This window comes from Nocardioides carbamazepini (assembly GCF_024614185.1).
GTDB classification, from domain to species: Bacteria; Actinomycetota; Actinomycetes; order Propionibacteriales; family Nocardioidaceae; genus Nocardioides; species Nocardioides carbamazepini.
The window spans coordinates 437058-453744 of the sequence record NZ_JAHTLF010000025.1; the positions used below are offsets into that span (position 1 = coordinate 437058).

General features: G+C 72.0%; 17 protein-coding genes. 6 read left to right on the top strand and 11 right to left on the bottom strand.

The annotated features are described in order from the left end of the window. Positions 1-39: 39 nt before the first annotated feature. Positions 40-825: a methyltransferase domain-containing protein gene (locus KVF89_RS28190; RefSeq protein ID WP_257430456.1), complete on the top strand. Its 786-nt coding sequence runs from the start codon at positions 40-42 to the stop codon at positions 823-825. 215 nt (positions 826-1040) lie between these two features. On the opposite strand, the gene KVF89_RS28195 is transcribed toward KVF89_RS28190, so the two are convergent. Then, a complete protein-coding gene (locus tag KVF89_RS28195) occupies positions 1041-1889 on the bottom strand; it encodes a hypothetical protein (RefSeq protein ID WP_257430457.1) in 849 nt (282 codons plus the stop codon). Positions 1890-2067: 178 nt separating this feature from the next. On the opposite strand from KVF89_RS28195, the gene KVF89_RS28200 reads away from it, so the two are divergent. Continuing rightward, a complete protein-coding gene (locus tag KVF89_RS28200; protein WP_257430458.1) occupies positions 2068-3561 on the top strand; it encodes a sigma-70 family RNA polymerase sigma factor in 1494 nt (497 codons plus the stop codon). 63 nt (positions 3562-3624) lie between these two features. Beyond that, positions 3625-4101 (top strand): hotdog fold domain-containing protein, encoded by a 477-nt coding sequence (locus KVF89_RS28205; protein ID WP_257430459.1) that lies wholly within the window; start codon positions 3625-3627, stop codon positions 4099-4101. Between the two features lies 1 nt (position 4102). Here KVF89_RS28205 and KVF89_RS28210 read toward each other — a convergent pair whose 3' ends face one another. The 6 genes from KVF89_RS28210 to KVF89_RS28235 form a co-directional block, all read right to left on the bottom strand. Then, positions 4103-4993, bottom strand: a complete 891-nt coding sequence (locus tag KVF89_RS28210) for an amino acid ABC transporter permease (RefSeq protein ID WP_257430460.1) — start codon at positions 4991-4993, stop codon at positions 4103-4105. After that, positions 4993-5646: an amino acid ABC transporter permease gene (locus tag KVF89_RS28215; protein ID WP_257430461.1), complete on the bottom strand. Its 654-nt coding sequence runs from the start codon at positions 5644-5646 to the stop codon at positions 4993-4995. The genes KVF89_RS28210 and KVF89_RS28215 overlap by 1 nt, the downstream gene beginning before the upstream one ends. 109 nt (positions 5647-5755) lie before the next feature. Continuing rightward, positions 5756-6640, bottom strand: coding sequence for a glutamate ABC transporter substrate-binding protein (locus KVF89_RS28220; RefSeq protein ID WP_257430462.1), 885 nt, complete (start codon positions 6638-6640; stop codon positions 5756-5758). Between the two features lie 13 nt (positions 6641-6653). Next, positions 6654-7439: an amino acid ABC transporter ATP-binding protein gene (locus KVF89_RS28225; RefSeq protein ID WP_257430463.1), complete on the bottom strand. Its 786-nt coding sequence runs from the start codon at positions 7437-7439 to the stop codon at positions 6654-6656. Between the two features lie 84 nt (positions 7440-7523). Next, positions 7524-7919, bottom strand: a complete 396-nt coding sequence (locus KVF89_RS28230) for a hypothetical protein (protein ID WP_257430464.1) — start codon at positions 7917-7919, stop codon at positions 7524-7526. Between the two features lie 82 nt (positions 7920-8001). Next, positions 8002-11787, bottom strand: a complete 3786-nt coding sequence (locus KVF89_RS28235) for an Ig-like domain-containing protein (protein WP_257430465.1) — start codon at positions 11785-11787, stop codon at positions 8002-8004. A gap of 201 nt (positions 11788-11988) precedes the next feature. Here KVF89_RS28235 and miaB point away from each other — a divergent pair, with 201 nt between their 5' ends. Together miaB and KVF89_RS28245 are read left to right on the top strand one after the other, a co-directional pair. Next, complete coding sequence (gene miaB, locus KVF89_RS28240) at positions 11989-13503, top strand: tRNA (N6-isopentenyl adenosine(37)-C2)-methylthiotransferase MiaB (RefSeq protein WP_257430466.1); 1515 nt, start codon at positions 11989-11991, stop codon at positions 13501-13503. A gap of 10 nt (positions 13504-13513) precedes the next feature. After that, positions 13514-14248, top strand: a complete 735-nt coding sequence (locus KVF89_RS28245; protein WP_257430467.1) for a Type 1 glutamine amidotransferase-like domain-containing protein — start codon at positions 13514-13516, stop codon at positions 14246-14248. Here the strand turns inward: KVF89_RS28245 and KVF89_RS28250 are convergent. The 4 genes from KVF89_RS28250 to KVF89_RS28265 form a co-directional block, all read right to left on the bottom strand. After that, positions 14237-14503 carry a hypothetical protein gene (locus KVF89_RS28250; RefSeq protein WP_257430468.1) on the bottom strand — a complete coding sequence of 89 codons (267 nt, stop codon included), beginning with the start codon at positions 14501-14503 and terminating at the stop codon, positions 14237-14239. The genes KVF89_RS28245 and KVF89_RS28250 overlap by 12 nt on opposite strands. A gap of 83 nt (positions 14504-14586) precedes the next feature. Then, positions 14587-15084, bottom strand: coding sequence for an NUDIX domain-containing protein (locus tag KVF89_RS28255; RefSeq protein ID WP_257430469.1), 498 nt, complete (start codon positions 15082-15084; stop codon positions 14587-14589). Positions 15085-15118: 34 nt separating this feature from the next. Further along, entirely contained in the window at positions 15119-15322 is a 204-nt protein-coding gene (locus tag KVF89_RS28260; protein WP_204836095.1) for an antitoxin, read from the bottom strand. A 73-nt stretch (positions 15323-15395) separates the two neighbouring features. Continuing rightward, positions 15396-15674 (bottom strand): antitoxin, encoded by a 279-nt coding sequence (locus KVF89_RS28265; RefSeq protein ID WP_257430470.1) that lies wholly within the window; start codon positions 15672-15674, stop codon positions 15396-15398. Between the two features lie 65 nt (positions 15675-15739). Between KVF89_RS28265 and miaA the strand changes: the two genes are divergently transcribed. Further along, complete coding sequence (miaA, locus tag KVF89_RS28270) at positions 15740-16684, top strand: tRNA (adenosine(37)-N6)-dimethylallyltransferase MiaA (RefSeq protein WP_257430471.1); 945 nt, start codon at positions 15740-15742, stop codon at positions 16682-16684. Positions 16685-16687 lie beyond the last annotated feature (3 nt).

The following is a 16687-nucleotide window of genomic DNA, read 5'->3' on the forward strand; positions in this document are numbered from 1 at the left end:
GCGCACCGTCGACCTCGGCCGGGAAGGAGCGCACCGCCGATGAGCCTCGCCTGGGACCCCGACCGCTATCTGGCCTATGCGGACGAGCGGGGGCGTCCGTTCCTCGACCTCATCGGCCGGGTCGCTGCCGCGGACCCGCGCGTGGTCGTCGACCTCGGTTGTGGACCTGGCAATCTCACCTCCCGACTCGCCGATCGCTGGCCGGCCGCCGCGATCACCGGGGTCGACTCCAGCGAGGCGATGATCCGGGTCGCCTCCGACAGCTCGGCCGCCGATCGGGTGGTCTTCCACAGGGCGGACCTCCGCGACTGGCTGGCCGCCGCGCCGGCCGGCGGGGTCGATGTCCTCGTCTCCAACGCGACCCTGCAGTGGCTGCCCGACCACCTCGACCTCCTGCCCGCGCTGGTGCGCGCCGTCACCCCGGGTGGCTGGCTGGCGGTCCAGGTCCCCGGCAACCACGAGGAGCCGAGCCACACGATCCGCGCGGAGCTCGCCGCGACGCCGCCGTACGCCGCCCACACCAATGGTGTCGCGCGACCCGGAGCCCACGACCCGGTCGTCTACCTCCGCGCGCTCCAGGCACTCGGCTGCGTGGTCGACGCCTGGGAGACGACCTACCTGCACGTGCTGCACGGTCCCGACCCGGTCTTCACCTGGATCTCCGGCACCGGCGCCCGGCCGACCCTGCAGGCCCTGCCCGACGAGCTCCGCCCGCGGTTCGAGGAGGAGCTGAAGGCCCGACTGCGGGTCGCGTACCCGGAGGACGGGCACGGCGTCGTGCTGCCGTTCCGCCGGATCTTCGTGGTGGCCCGGGTCGGTGCCTGACCGCTCGACCGCTCGACAAGCGCCACCGGGGTTCCCCTCCCTCCAGGGAACCCCGGCGGCCGTTGCCCCACCCGCCAGCGCGGTGGTGCGCCGAGGCGACGTCGACTCCTGAGCTCAGGACGTCGGTCCGGAGCACCCCCCAGATGCTTCGAACCTCGGCCGTTCCGCCCCGCCCCCCAGCCGGATCGGATCGGCGCCGTCGCCGCCTCGGCAGCTCATGGGACGGCCCTGCCGTCCAGCTGTCGCGACCGTCGGGTCGCGGGATGGGAGACCAGGGGGACCGCCAGCCGGCCGGTCGCGAGCTCCTGCTCGCGGCACAGCTCGACGATCGCCGCGATCACCCTCGCGATGTGGGTCCGCCCGACCTGGTGCGCGAGGTCGGTGAGCCGCTGGACGTAGGGCGACCACGGGTCCGCGATCACCATCGCCACGTGGTGGCGCCACTCGTTGATGGTGCCGTGGGCGGCGATGTCGGCGAACTCCTCGACCGAGTCGAGTCGCGGCACGGTCCACCGGCGGTTGACGCCCTGCAGCAGCAGTGCGTGCGCGGCGCGCAGGCATGCGTCGTCGATCGTCGTGCTGCGGCATGCCGTCCGCGGGTGCGCCGCCAGACGGCGCCCGATCCCGGGTGCCAGGATCCGGCGCAGCGCGGCGCTGGTCACCGGCAGCCGCGAGTCGGTCTCCAACGCCGTGCCGTAGCGGTGCTGGAGCCGGGCGAGGCGCTGGTGCCCCAGCTCGTCCACCAGGCCGGACAGGGCCGCGTGGTCCTCCACGTCGCCGAACAGTGCGAGCCCGACCAGGTTCGCCGACGCGGCGTACGCCGGCAGCGTGTGCGTCAGCTCGGGGTGCTCCTCGACGAGCGCGACCAGCCGGGCCCAGACGTCATGATCCTCCGGGCGCACCCGGTGCGCCCGTGTGAGCGCGCCGTCGAGCACGTCGAGGAGCAGCTCCTCGTGAGGTACGCCGACCATGCGGCGCGCCCGCACCCGCTCCCGCAGCGTGGCCGACCGACGTGCCAGCGACCGCGGGCGCAGCGCGGTGACGGCCGGGCTCGTCGTACTCATCTGTCTCCGTTCGGGTGACGACCGCCCCGGCGGGGCAGTCATCGAACCGGACGGAGCGCGCGTCGGAACATCACGCGGATTTCGCGCCGAGTTCGAAAGTTTTCCGAATCGATGCATCATCGAGGGTGCTCGGTCGTTGAACCGAAGCACACGTGGCCACCAGGAACCGGAGGACCGGATGGACGACGACGCGTCCCGCACGCCGGAGGAGGAGCTCCTCGGCCGGGTGCGCGCCGGCGAGACCGGCGCGTTCGAGGAGCTGTATCGCGACCACGTCGACGGCGCCCGCCACCTGGCCCGCATCCTCGTCGGAACCGACGCCGCCGAGGAGCTCGTGGCCGAGTCGTTCTCCCGCGTGCTCGGGCAGCTCAGCTCCGGCGGCGGCCCCACCTCGAGCTTCCGCTCCTACCTCCACGTCACGATCCGCAACGGCTACCGCGACGGCCTGCGCTCGCGGCGCGAGTCGGTCGCGTCGGACCAGCCGTGGCTCTTCGAGCAGGCCGAGACCGCCGAGGTCACGCCGGAGGAGGCCGTCGAGGCGCTGGACGAGACGGTGGCCGTCGACGCTCTCGCCAGTCTCCCGGAGAGCTGGCGCCGGGTGCTGTGGCACGTCGAGGTCGAGGGCCGCAAGCCTGCCGAGGTCGCGACCCTGATGGACCTCAAGCCGCGCGCCGTCTCCTCGCTCGCGCACCGCGCTCGTGAGGGCCTCAAGCGGGCCTACCTCGACCTGCACGCCGGCCCCGAGCCGGTGCGCGAGCAGTGCCGGTGGGTGCACAACCGGATGAGTCAGCACGCCCGGGGCGACCTCGGGACCCGGGCCGAGCAGCGGTTCGACGCCCACCTCGACGGCTGCGCGGACTGCCAGCGGGCGTTCCTCGTCGTCGACCGGGTCAACCAGAAGCTCGCGGTCTACCTGCTGCCGATCGTGCTGCTGGCCCTTCCGGTGGGAGGCAAGGGCGTGGCCTGGCTCGCCGGGGGAACGGCCGCAGGCGCGGCCGGAGCCGCCGGAAGTACGTCGGGAGGTGGTGCCGGTGGTGCCTCGGGCGCGGCGGGTGCGGCGGCCGGCGGGGCGAGCGGTCCCGTCGTGGCGGTTGCAGCCGCCGTCGTCGTGGCCGCGGTGGCCGCCGGCGCGTTCGCCGCGATCAAGCACGACGGCACAGCGGAGCGGGCGCCGGCGGCGTCGCGGCCCGCGGCCGGCTCCGCGCCGGCCGGTGCCGCGGCCTCCGATCCCGGACCGGCCGCACCAGCCGGGGCGGACCCGGTCCCGGCCGGACCCGCGCCGGCGGAGGCCACACCGGTCGAGCCGGCCACGCCCACGCAGAGCGCGGCGGCGCCCTCCGCGCCGCCTCCGGCGAAGGACCCGGGGAAGAGTCCGAACGACCCGGGGAAGGGTCCGGGGAAGGACCCGGCGGACGACTCGCCGAAGGGACCTGCCGGCGTGCCGGCCGGCCCGGCGCAGGCCGAGGACCCGGCCCCGCCGGTCACCCCACCGCCCGACGACGGGCCGCCGCCGAAGAAGCCGGGCCCGGCCGACTGCGGCGAGCGCCGGATCTGTGCCGGCCCGGTGACGATCACGCTGCCGGGCAACGGGCAGCACGGAGCGTCGGTCGAGATCGACCTGCTCGGGCTGCCGATCACCATCTCGATCGGCCCGAAGGGCGGCCGGGGCTAGGGCGGCGAGGGCCTAGGACGGTCCGGGCTCGCGCCGAAGGTTACTGGCTAGTAATCTGAGGTCATGACCCAGGTCCACAGCCTCTGGAAGACCACGACCAGCCTCCCCGTGGTCGGCGGAACCCTCGGCAAGCGCGTCTTCTCGATCGCGTTCAGCCAGAAGGCGCCGTACTTCGCGTCGATCCACCCCCGGGTGAGCGAGCTGCGCCCCAACTACGCCGAGGTCGTCATCCCGAAGCGCCGCAGCGTGCAGAACCACCTCGGCACCGTCCACGCGATCGCGCTGTGCAACGGCCTCGAGATGGCGATGGGCGGCCTCGCCGAGGTCACCATCCCGAGCGGCAAGCGGTGGATCCCCAAGGGCATGACCGTGTCCTACACCGCCAAGGCCACCGGTGACGTCACCTGCATCGCCGAGACCGACCAGGAGCAGTGGGACACCGCCGAGGGCGACCTGCCCGTGCGGGTGCGCGGTGAGCTGGCCGACGGCACCGTCGTCATCGACGGCACCATCAACCTCTGGGTGACCAGCAAGAAGTAGCTCAGGGAGCGCCGATGCCGGGACCGGGCGCGCCACCGGTGCCCTGCGTCGTCAGGCCGGTCAGCGCGGTCATCCCGACGTCGAGCCGCTTGTGCTCGCCCACGAACCTCTTCTGCACCCAGGTGGCGATGGCGGTCAGGACCAGGTTGACCGAGATGTAGAGGAACGACAACACGATCGCGGTCTGCAGGTGGGTGCCCGGGAACTCGGTCCACATCAGCTTGGCGACGTAGGTGAGGCCGGGAGCAACGATGTACATGCCGAGGCTGGTGTCCTTCAGTGCGACCACACACTGACTGATGATCGCGGGCAGCATGATCTTCACGGCCTGCGGCAGGAGCACGAGGTTCATCACCTGGGTCTTGCGCATCCCGATGGCGTAGGCGGCCTCGCCCTGCCCCTTCGGCACGGCGAGCACGCCGGCACGGAAGACCTCGGCGAGGACCGAACCGTTGTAGAGCGTCAGCGCGAGGACGACGGACCAGTAAGGGCCGAAGCCGTCGCCAGCGCCCCAGGTGAAGAAGATGAAGACCATCAGCAGCAGCACCGGCACCGCGCGGAAGAACTCGACGACCAAGGAGCAGAGCCAACGCACCGGCGCGTGGTCGGAGAGCTTGCCGACGCCGAAGACCACGCCGAAGAGCACCGCGAAGATGATCGACGTGAAGGCCATCTGCAGTGTCTTCAACAGGCCGTCGACCAGCAGCACTTCGACGTACTCGGGTGTGACGAACTGCTCCCACTTCTCGTAGGCCAGCTCGCCCTCCGACTGAAGGAAGAGCAGCACCCCGACGAGCGCCGCGACCACGCCGACCGCCGTGAGGATGGTGTAGAGCCGGTGGCGCGCGATCGTCTTGGGACCGGGCGCGTCGAAGAGGACCGAGCCGGACATCAACGGGCCGCCTTCCAGCGCCGCTCGAGACCGTATGCAGCGAGTGAGATGAGCTCGACCAGCAGGATGTAGCCGATCGCGAAGATGATGAAGATCCCGATCGTGTCGTCAGAGTTCTTGTTGACGAAGTCGCGCATCCGGGCGGTCGCCTCCATGAGACCGAAGACCGCGACCACCGAGGTGTTCTTGGTCATCGCGATGAGGGTGCTCGCCAGCGGGGGTACCGAGGCACGGAAGGCCTGCGGCAGCACGACGTGGCGCATGTTCTGGGCGAAGGTCATCCCGATCGCCCGAGCCGCCTCGGCCTGTCCGAGGGGCACCGCGTTGACGCCGGAGCGGATCGCCTCGGCGACGAAGGGCGCGGTGTAGAGACCGACCGCGATCGTGCCCTTGAGCAGAAAGGGCGTCCCCACGAAGAGGCCGAGGTTCGGCGCGGCCACGAACACGAAGATGCACATGACCAGCAGCGGGGTGTTGCGCACCAGCGCCACGTAGGTCGACGCGACGCCGCGCAGCACGGCGACCGGCCCGACCCGCATGGCGGCGAGCAGGGTGCCGAGCACCATCGCCAAGAGCCCCGACAGCAGAGCCAGCTGGATGGTGAGCCAGAAGGCCTTCAGCACGAGGTCGAAGTCGGAGAAGACGTTCTCCATGCTCCGCGTCCTCCTCTCGATCTCGGCGTCTCAGCCGTCGCGGTCATCTCGACCGGCGCGGGCCCCGGCACCGAGGTGCCGGGCCCGCGGCGCGGTCCGCGGTGGTGGGTCAGGCGCAGGGATCCATCGCCGGCGGCTCCGGCGTCTCGACGCCGGACTTGCCCAGCGTCACCTCGAAGGCCGCGGCCCAGTCGCCGTCCTCCTGCGCGTCCTCGATCGTCTCGGTGATCCAGTCGCACATCTCCGGGTGGTCGATCGAGTAGCCGACGCCGTACCGCTCCTCGGAGAAGGGCTCGACGACGACCTTGAGGTCGTCCGGGTGGTCGGCGGCATAGCCGAGCAGGATCGCGCCGTCGGTCGTCATCGCGTCGACGGTGCCGTTGAGGACCTGGTCGACGCACTCGGAGTAGGTGTCGAACCCGCGCGGCGTGGCACCCTCGGCCTCGATGTTGGCGAGAGAGGTCGAACCGGTGACCGAGCAGACCTCGGTGCCCTTGACGTCCTCGATGGACTCGATGTCGCTGTCGGCCTTCACCAGGAGCTGCTGGCCCGTGACGTAGTAGGGCCCGGCCTGCCCGACGACCTGGCGGCGCTCGTCGGTGATGGAGTACGACGCGATGACCAGGTCGACCTCGCCCTTCTGGAGGAAGGCCTCGCGGTTGGCGGAGATGGTCTCGACCCAGTTGATGTCCTCGGGGGCGATGCCCAGGTCGGCGGCGAGGATCTTGCCGATCTCCGGGTCGAAGCCGACGGGAGTGTCGTCGGTCGCGCCCTTGAAGCCGATCCCCGGCTGGTCGTACTTGACCCCGATCGTGATCGAGCCGGCGTCCGCGAGCTCGCGCATCCGGGTGCCGGTGTCGAACTCCTCGGCCGCGTTGTCCTGGACGTCGACGTCGAGGCCCTTGTCGTCGTCGTCGCCGGCATCGCCACATGCGGCGAGCGTCGACGCCACGAGTACGGCGGCCGCGGCCACCTTCAGTCTGGTCAGTCGCATGCGATTCTCCTTCTCAGTGTTTGAGGATCTTGCCGAGGAAGTCCTTGGCCCGGTCGCTCTCCGGGCTGGTGAAGAAGGTCTCGGGATCGGTCGTCTCGAGGATCCGGCCGTCGGCCATGAAGACGACCCGGTTGGCTGCGGTGCGGGCGAATCCCATCTCGTGGGTCACCACGATCATGGTCATCCCGCGCTCGGCGAGGTCGACCATGACGTCGAGGACCTCCTTGATCATCTCGGGGTCCAGCGCGGAGGTCGGCTCGTCGAAGAGCATCACCTTCGGATCCATGGCGAGGGCGCGGGCGATGGCGACGCGCTGCTGCTGGCCGCCGGAGAGCTGGGCGGGGTACTTGTCGGCCTGCTGGGCCACGCCGACCCGGTCGAGCAGCTCGTGAGCACGCGTCTCGGCCTCGCCCTTCGCCAGCCCGCGCACCTTGATCGGTCCGAGCGTGACGTTCTGCAGGATCGTCTTGTGGGCGAAGAGGTTGAAGCTCTGGAACACCATGCCGACGTCGGCGCGGTGCCGGGCCAGGGCCCGGCCCTCCTGGGGCAGCGGCATGCCGTCGACGAGGATCCGGCCGGCGTCGATCGGCTCGAGCCGGTTGATCGTGCGGCACAGCGTGGACTTGCCGGACCCGGACGGCCCGATCACGACGACGACCTCGCCGCGGGCCACGGTCAGGTCGATGTCCTGGAGGACGTGGAGTCCGCCGTAGTACTTCTGCACCTCGGCGAGCTCGACGAGGGGCCCGCCCGAGCGCGGCGCGTCGCTGCCAACCGGAGCGTCATCGGTCACGGTCATACGCTGGGACGCTAGTCCGGACAACGCCGTCTCGGCTAGAGCCACCTGCCGCCGAGACCAAGTTGTGACACCCGGTGGGTGCCCTCAGAACATGTCGGGCAGCACGCTCAGGGCGAGGCCCACGAGCAGCGCCAGCACGGCGAGCAGGGCGGCTCTGCGCTGCGCCTTCGCCGACACCGCGTGGTCCGTCGCCGTCAGCGGGTCCAGGCCACGCTCGGCGCGCCAGGCGGTCTCCTCGCGGTCCCACTGGTGAGCGGGGGTCGAGGAGCGCAGCATCGCTCCGAGCGCGAGCAGCAGCAGGGTGAAGGCGCCGCCGGCCACCGTGAGCACGGTGAGGATCGCCGAGACGCCCCGCGTCCCCGTCCCGAACATCAGCCCGGCGCCCATGCCGAGCGAGGCGAGCAGCGCGAGGATGCTCAGCACGCTGCCGATCACCTCGTTGTTGCGGGCGACGAAGCCGGGGGAGGCGGTCTCAGGCATGGATCCACTGTAGAAGACCGCGCACGGCCTCCCCTCGGGTCGGGGGCGATCCCGGGGGAGGCCGTGCGCGGTCGGTCGAGGGTCAGCGCAGGGCGGCCACCTCCACCGGGGCGGTGGCCTCGAGGTACACCGGGCCGGCCGGGAGCAGTACCCGCACCCGGACGAAGGACGCCTTCGTGGCCTTCTTCGACTTCGGCACCTTGAGCTTGACCTTCGTCAGGTCGCTCGTGAGCGCGACCTGGGCGCGGGTCTTGAACACGCCGTTGCCGATTGCCACCTGCACCAGCGCGGTGCCGACGGGCGCACCCGCGACGGCGCCGGAGGTGCGGATCCGGACGGGCAGCTTGGCGCCCCGGCGGACCTTGGCCTTCACGGTCGCGCTGAGGCCGACGCTCGCCTTGGCGACCTGGTACGTCGCCGTGATCGGCCCGCTGGACGCGAGGGCGTCGGTGCCGGAGAACTCCGCGGTTACGGTGTGGTCGCCGACCGCGAGAGTGGCGGGCAGCGCGACCGTCACCCGGCCATCGGCCGGCACCGGGTGGGCGCTGGTGGCGCCGTCGACGGTGACGGTGACCGTGCCGCCCTCCCCGCCGGGGACCACGACCGTGGCCGACGCCGGCGTGCCGTACGACGCCGTGCCGGCGGAGAGCGAGAGCGCGATCGCCGACTCACCCCGGCTCAGCCCGAAGGTGACGACGTTCGACGTCGAGGACTGGGCCGTGGCGGTCTGGCCGAACACCGCCGTCAGCCGATGGGTCCCGGCCTTCAGGCCGGGAACGGGCAGTGTCGCCACGCCGTCCACCGCGGGCGCGGTGCCGAGCGAGGTGGCGCCGTCGAAGAACTCGACCTCACCGGCGGTGTCCGGGCCGCTGACCGTCGCGACCAGGTCGAACGGCTTGTCGATCGCGACCTCGTCGGGTGTCCACGTGAGCTCGGTGCTGGTGGCGTCCAGCGCGGAGAACACGCCCTCCGCGCCCCGTCCCGTGGCCGCTGCCAGCGCCGTCACCCGGACGACTCCGCGCGCGACGTCCGCCGGGACCGTGAGGGCCGCGGTGGCGATGCCCTGGCCGTCGGCGAGGGCCGTGACCGGCGGGAGACCGGCCGGGGCGAAGGTCACCGACTCACCGGGCCGGAAGCCGCCGGCCTCCAGGGTGACCACGTCGCCCGGCACGGGGGTGCTGTCACTGACGGCGACGGTGCCGATCTCGCCGAGGGAGGAGTGCTCGGCGCACACGTCGCCCGGCACGCCGTACGGCGGGAGCGGGCTGCCGCTGGTGACGCCGTCGTCCTCGCGGACGGTCGTGAACACGATCGCCTCGCGGCCCATCACGGCGCCCCGGGTGTTGGTCACGCTCGCCTTGAGGCTGGTGCCGTTGGTGGAGCCCGGGAGCAGGTCGCCGTTGAGCGTGGCCGTCACGACCTTGCAGGTCTCGCCGGGGGCGAAGGTGACCTTCTCCATCGCGGCGCCGGCGCGGCTGGTGGTCGAGCCCAGCAGCGACGCGTAGCCGGTGACGGGCATCGTGGCCGGCTTGTCCAGCACGACGGCGAGGTCGTAGGTGCCGGGACCGTTGCCCTCGTCGACGAACGGCGCGTAGACGTCGAGCGTGGGCTCGGCCCCGGGACCCGGCGTGCCGACCGCGGAGCGCTCGAACGCCAGGTCGGACAGGTACGCCGAGCCGACGGTCGAGGCGTCGCTGCCCGCGGCTCCGGCGAACCGGATCTCGCGGACGTCGGCCACGTCGACCCCGCCGGCGGCGATGTCGGCGACCGGGACCACGACCTGCTGGAAGACCAGCTTCTTCAGGTAGGTGGTGCTGGTCGAGGTCGCCGATGCCGGCAGTCGCACCAGCGCCTGCGGGTTGATCGCGCTCACCGGCGAGCTCCAGGTGGCCCCGGTGCCGTCGACGACCGTGAGCGTCAGGTCGGTGTCGGTGGCGACCGACTCGCCGGCCATCAGCTTCACGCTGAGCCGGTCGTAGCCGGAGGCGTCCCGCTTGCCCTTCGGCACCGAGACCCGCAGCTCGCCGGCGGTGTCGGTCCAGCTCAGCAGCGTCGCGGGTGTGGCGGGGACGTTGCCGCCGTTGCTCGCCGGCGTCCAGTGGGGGACCGTCGAGGAGCCCATGGCGCTGGTGGCGCAGGCAGCGAGCTCCTGGCCGACGGTGCGGCCGGCGAGGCTGGCGCACACGGTCGCCGTGGCCGTGCCGGAGCTGCGGATCAGCGAGCTCGCCGACTCGAAGGATGCGACGGTGGAGCGTGCCGAGGACGGCGCCGTGGCCTGGGTGCGGACGTCCTCGTCGCCGAGCCTCTCCGGCACCGCGCCGGTGCCGTCGAACATCGGCAGGAACTGCTCCTCGCCGCCCATCGTCGTCCGGAACCACGCGGTCATGTAGACCGTGCCGAGGTCGTACTGCTCCTGCGGGGTCAGCCGGATCGAGGTGTCCGCGACGGACGGGTCCGTGCCGCAGATCGGCTCGGTACGACGAGCGGTGCTGCCGCTCCAGTCGTCGCTGACCGAGTTCAGGTAGACGCCCGGCGTCCAGACGGTGTTGAAGAAGTTGTGGTTCGCGCCCATCACCCAGGTGCCGGTGCGCAGCGAGTCGTCGCCGAAGGCGTAGCGCGAGTCGTCCAGCATGTGCTGGCCCTGCTGGTTGGAGACGTCGCCGTCGCAGTAGGGGAGGACGACGTTCATCGCCACGTCCGGCACCGTCATCCGTCCGAAGTCGACCGGCGCCAGCGGCAGGATCGACTCGATGCCGAACGGCTGCTCGCGCAGGGTGTTGAGGACCGCGGCCGACGTGACGCCCTCGCCGCCACGGGAGTGGCCCATCATGCCGACGCGGTCCAGGTCGAACCTGCCGACGAGGTCGGCCGCCGACACGTCGTCGAGCGGTGCGGGTGGCGTCACGAACCCGTCGGCGCGCTCGGCCAGTGCCACGGTGCCCTTGTCGAGGGCCTCGTCGAGGGTGACGTCGTCGTCGGTCGCGTCGTCATGGAGCTCGACCGGCTCGCCGGCGCCGGCGTCGGCCAGCAGGTCGAGGGTGTCGAGGATGAGCTGACCGCGCGCCTGGGCGCCCTGGTCGGCGGCGAGCTGGTTGTCGTTAGAGTTGATCGCGTTGGCCGAGATGGAGACCACCGCGTAGCCGCGGCTCGCGAGGGCGCGCGCCGTGCCGTCGTACCCGACGTAGCTGGGGATCGACTTCTGCGTCGCCGAGCAGGGCCAGCGCAGCGGGTTGGGGTTGGTGCCGTAGCAGGACGTGTGGCGGCCGTGCAGCAGCAGCACGACGGGGCGCTCGCCGCCGGTCGTGGGGAGGTAGAGCTTGCCCTCCACCTCGCCGCGGACGCCGCCGATCGCGGCGAGATCGATGGCCTGGTCGCCGAACTTGTAGATCGACTCGGTCCACGTGTAGGCACCCGGCGCGGCCGGGTCCTCCGCCAAGGGGGCGGCGAGGGCCGCCTCGGGCAGCACCTCGTCGGGCGCCGTCGTGGCCGCGGGTGCCGACGAGCGGCTCGCCCACCCCGGCTCGGCCTCGGTGGCGTCGGCGACGGAGGGATCCGTGGTGAAGGCCGTCAGGGACAGCCCGTCGGCCGACTCGGTGGCGATGCCGATGCTCGTGCCGTCGACCTCGATGGTCGGGGCGTCGGAGACGACCGGGAGCCGCTGATCCAGCTCGACGGTGACCTCGTAGCCGCCCGGGGCGGCCGTGACCGACCAGCCGTCGCCGCCGCCGACCTGGCCGGGTGCGGCCGGCGCGGCAGCCGCCGCCGCGGCGCCGGGAGTGAGCGGGGACATCGGTACGAGGACGGCGAGGGACAGGGGCAGCACGAGGGCTGCCGCCGCCCGCCGGGCATGACGGGGCAGTGGTGACATGGAGGACTTCCTGCTTGGCGACACGAGCGCCGCCCGAGAGGAGCCACGGACGCGGCTCGGCGTCAGTGAACCCTCGCTAACCCCGGTTTCATCGACGTTTCGATCAGCTGGTCGGTCGTGTTGCCGCGGGCACGCGAAGGTAAAACCTTCGCGCGCGGCCGTTTCCCCAATGAACCTCCGCACTCGTACCCTGGAGCCGACATGAGCACCACGCAGGAGCAGCCGCGGACCTACGAGGTCCGCACCTACGGCTGCCAGATGAACGTCCACGACTCCGAGCGCCTCTCGGGGCTCCTGGAGGACGCCGGCTACCTCCCGTTCGACAAGGACGCCGGGGGCGGGCAGGCCGACTGCGCGGACATCGTCGTGTTCAACACCTGCGCCGTGCGCGAGAACGCCGACAACCGGCTCTACGGCAACCTCGGTCACCTCGCGCCGGTCAAGGCCAGGCGGCCCGGCATGCAGATCGCCGTCGGCGGCTGCATGGCGCAGAAGGACCGCGACACGGTGGTGAAGAAGGCACCCTGGGTGGACGTGGTCTTCGGCACCCACAACATCGGCTCCCTGCCGGCGCTGCTCGACCGGGCGCGCAGCCAGCAGGAGGCGCAGGTCGAGATCCTCGAGTCGCTCGACGTCTTCCCGTCGACGCTGCCGACCAAGCGCGAGTCGGCGTACGCCGCCTGGGTGTCGGTGAGCGTGGGCTGCAACAACACGTGCACCTTCTGCATCGTCCCGGCCCTGCGCGGCAAGGAGAAGGACCGCCGGCCCGGCGAGATCCTCGCCGAGATCGAGGCGCTGGTCGCCGAGGGCGTCTCCGAGATCACGCTGCTGGGCCAGAACGTCAACGCGTACGGCGTCGAGTTCGGTGACCGTCAGGCGTTCTCCAAGCTGCTGCGGGCGTGCGGCGAGATCGACGGCCTGGAGCGGGTCCGGTTCACCAGCCCGCACCCGGCCGAGTTCACCGACGACGTCATCGAGGCGATGGCCGAGACGCCCAACGTGATGCCGAGCCTGCACATGCCGCTGCAGTCCGGCTCTTCCAAGGTCCTCAAGGACATGCGCCGGTCCTACCGGCAGGAGAGGTTCCTCGGGATCATCGAGCGGGTCCGCGCCGCGCTGCCCGAGGCCGCGATCACCACCGACATCATCGTCGGCTTCCCCGGGGAGACCGAGGAGGACTTCCAGGAGACCCTCAAGGTCGTCCGGGAGGCCCGGTTCTCCGGAGCGTTCACCTTCCAGTACTCCAAGCGCCCCGGCACGCCCGCCGCGACCCTGCCCGACCAGGTGCCGCAGGCCGACGTCACCGACCGCTACAACCGCCTCGTCGAGCTGGTCAACGAGATCGCCTGGGACGAGAACAAGCGGCTGGTCGGCCGTGAGCTCGAGCTGATGGTCGCCGAGGGCGAGGGCCGCAAGGACGCCGAGACCCACCGGCTCTCCGGCCGGGCTCCCGACAACCGGCTCGTGCACTTCGAGGCCGACTTCACCGCTGTCGACGGCGAGCCGCGGCCGGGCGACCTCGTCACCGTCGAGGTCACGTACGCCGCCCCGCACCACCTCGTCGCCGACGGGCCGGTGCGCGCGCTGCGTCGTACCCGGTCCGGCGACGCGTGGGAGCGTCGAACGACGGCGCCCGCCGCTCCCGCCGGCGTCGGACTCGGGATGCCGTCGATCGGCGTGCCGGCCCCGCTTCCCGACGCACCGGTCTGCGGCTGACCCGACGACGATGCCGGCCGACGCACCGACGATCCTCGCCACCTCGGGTGGCGTCGTGCCCGGTCGGCGCACGAAGTGGTCGGTCGGCCCGCTGACGAGGTACGCCGTGGACCTGGCCGGTGTCGAGGGCCGGGCGCCGCGCGTGTGCTTCCTCGCGACGGCGTGCGGCGACCAGCCGGCGGTGATCCGCGACTTCTACGACATGGCGCAGGAGGCGGGCTTCCACGGCAACCACCTGTCCCTCTTCGCGATGCCGAGCGTCGCGGACATCCGGGCGCACCTGCTCGCCCAGGACGTGATCTGGGTCTGGGGCGGCAGCGTCGCCGGGCTGCTCGCGATGTGGGAGCTGCACGGTGTCGGTGACGTGATGCGCGAGGCGTGGGAGGCCGGCGTGGTCCTGACCGGCGTCTCGGCCGGGTCGATCTGCTGGCACCGCGGCGGGACGACGGACTCGTTCGGGCCGGACCTGCGCCCGATCACCAACGGACTCGGCCTGGTGCCGTGGTCCAACGGCGTCCACTACGACTCCGAGGAGCAGCGCCGCCCGCTGTTCCAGGAGCTCATCGCGGCCGGGACGCTGCCGACCGGCTACGCCACCGACGACGGCGTCGGCCTGCACTACCGGGGCGCCGAGCTGACCGAGGCGCTCACGGAGGAGGACGGCAAGGCGGCCTACCTCGTCGAGCGCGGTGCCGGCGGTCACGCCGTCGAGACGCGGCTGGAGACCCGGCTCCTACGCGGGTGACTCGCGCTCCGGCGGCACCTCCGGATTGCCCCGGGTGGCCTCGGTCTCCGTGTCCTCGGGGGTGACGGTCTCCGCCGGCAGCTCGTCGTCGGTCGCCGGGTTGTTCCAGGGCAGCGGGTCGCGGGGCTCGGTGCTGTAGGCGCCGTCGCCGCCGACCCCTTCGATCCGGTTCGGTCCACCCGGCGGTGGCGCGGGCGGTTCGGCGACCGGGGTGGGCGCGGGCGGCAGGCTGCCGCCCTCCTCGTCCTTGCTCATGACTCTCCTCCCTCGTGGGTCGGGAGCACCTGAGAGAGCGGTATCCGCCGCGACCGGTTTCAACCGCGCCGTCGACGAGCGGGTCAGAAGCCGTGGTGGGTCAGGGCCGCCAGGTCGCCGCGGCGCAGGCCCGCGAGGACGACGGCCTCGTGCGGCACCACCGGATCGGGCAGCCGGGAGAGCGGGAACCAGCGCAGGTCCGCGCACTTCGCGGTCTCGACGATCCGCGGCTCGCCGGACCAGGAGCGGGCGGTGAAGAAGAAGTCGATCCGCTCGTCGATGGGCAGATCGTGGGCGGTGCGCTGCATCGCGGTGGCGAAGGTGAGGTCGAGGTCGGTCACGGCGATCTCCTCGAGCGCCTCCCTGCGGGCGGCTGCCTCGGCGGTCTCGCCACGCTCGACGTGCCCGGCCGCCGCGGCGGCCCAGAAGCCGTCCATGTAGCCGGTGTTCCGGCGCAGTTGCAGGAGCACCTCGGTGCCCGCGCCGTCCTCGCCGTGCTCGGTCTCCCGAAGGAGGAGGACGTAGGAGGCGGGGACCACCGCGAACCGGGTCTTCCCGGTCGCGGGATCCTGGACGGTCACCGAGGTGCTCGCTGCTGCTGCCGGCGTCGGCCGGTCAGCTGATGTCGTCGTTCTTGCCGTCGAGCGAGTCGAGGGCGTCCTTGGCCTTGTCGGCACCGAGGTCGATCTTGTCGTCGAACTTGCCGCCGGTCTTGTCGGAGGCGAAGTCGGCGGCCTTGTCCACCGCGTCGCCGATCTTGTCGCCCTGGCTGTCGACCGCGTCGGTCAGCTTGTCCTTGGCGTCATCGAGAAAGCCCACGAGAAACCCCCACTGGGTGTGTGTGCGACGGCCCGCCTTGAGCCACCGCGACCACCCTAGCCTCGGACGAGCTCTAGGGCGCCGGCGGAGGAGGCGGCGGCGGCGGGGGAGTGTCGCCCTGGGGCGGCTGCTCCGGTCCCGGCTCGTCGCCGTCCAGCTTGCCGAGCGCGTCCTTGGCCTTGCCGGTCGCGTTCTCGATCTTGTCGTGGTACTTGCCGCCCGTCTTGTCGTCGACGAAGCCGGCGGCCTTGTCGAGACCGGACTCGATCTTGTCACCGTGCTTGTCGACCGCCTCGCCGACCTTGTCGGTGACGGTGTCCTTGGCGCCCCTCAGCCTGTCCAGGAATCCCATCGTCTGCTCCTCGCGGTCACGGCCCGAGTGGGCCGCCGGGTGTGGGTCATTGCCACACTATCCCCATGCCGTCGAGCCCGCCCCCGCCTCCGATCGTGGCGGTCGTCGGCCCGACCGCCAGTGGCAAGACGGCGCTCTCGCTCGACCTCGCCGAGGCGCTCGGCGGCGAGATCGTCAACACCGACGCGATGCAGGTCTACCGGGGCATGGACATCGGTACGGCGAAGCTGCCGCTCGCCGAGCGGCGTGGGATCCCGCACCACCTGCTCGACACCCTCGAGGTCCGCGACCCGGCGACGGTCGCGGAGTTCCAGGGCTGGGCGCGCGAGGTGATCGCGTCCCTGCGAGCACGCGGTGCGACGCCCGTCCTCGTCGGCGGCTCCGCGCTCTACACCCGGGCGATCCTCGACCGCTTCGAGTTCCCCGGCACCGATCCTGCCGTCCGCGCGCGGCTGGAGGTCGAGCTCGCCGAGGTCGGCAGCCCCGCCCTGCACGCCCGCCTGTGCGAGCTCGACCCGGTGGCGGCCGAGCGGATCGAGGTCGAGAACGGGCGTCGCGTCGTCCGCGCCCTCGAGGTCATCGAGATCACCGGTGCGCCGTTCAGCGCGAGCCTCCCCGTCCAGGAGTACGTCGACCCGCACACCGTGCAGCTCGGCGTCGCCATCGACCGGGAGGTGCTGGAGGGCCGGATCGAGGCGCGGGTCCGGCGGATGTTCGACGACGGCCTGCTGGCCGAGGTCGAGCGGCTCCTGGGCGAGGGTCTCGCCGAGGGCCGCACGGCCGCGCTCGCGATCGGCTACCGCCAGGCGACCGCGGTCCTCGCCGGCGAGATGACGACCGACGAGGCGATCGAGCGGACCGTCATCGCGACCCGGCAGTTCGCCCGCCGGCAGCTGGCCTGGTGGCGCAACGACCCCCGGATCACCTGGTTGGCGTACGACGACCCGGATCTCGTGGCGAAGGCGCTCGAGACGGTTCGCGGAATACGCGCGGCCGGGAGGCGTTGGTGACTT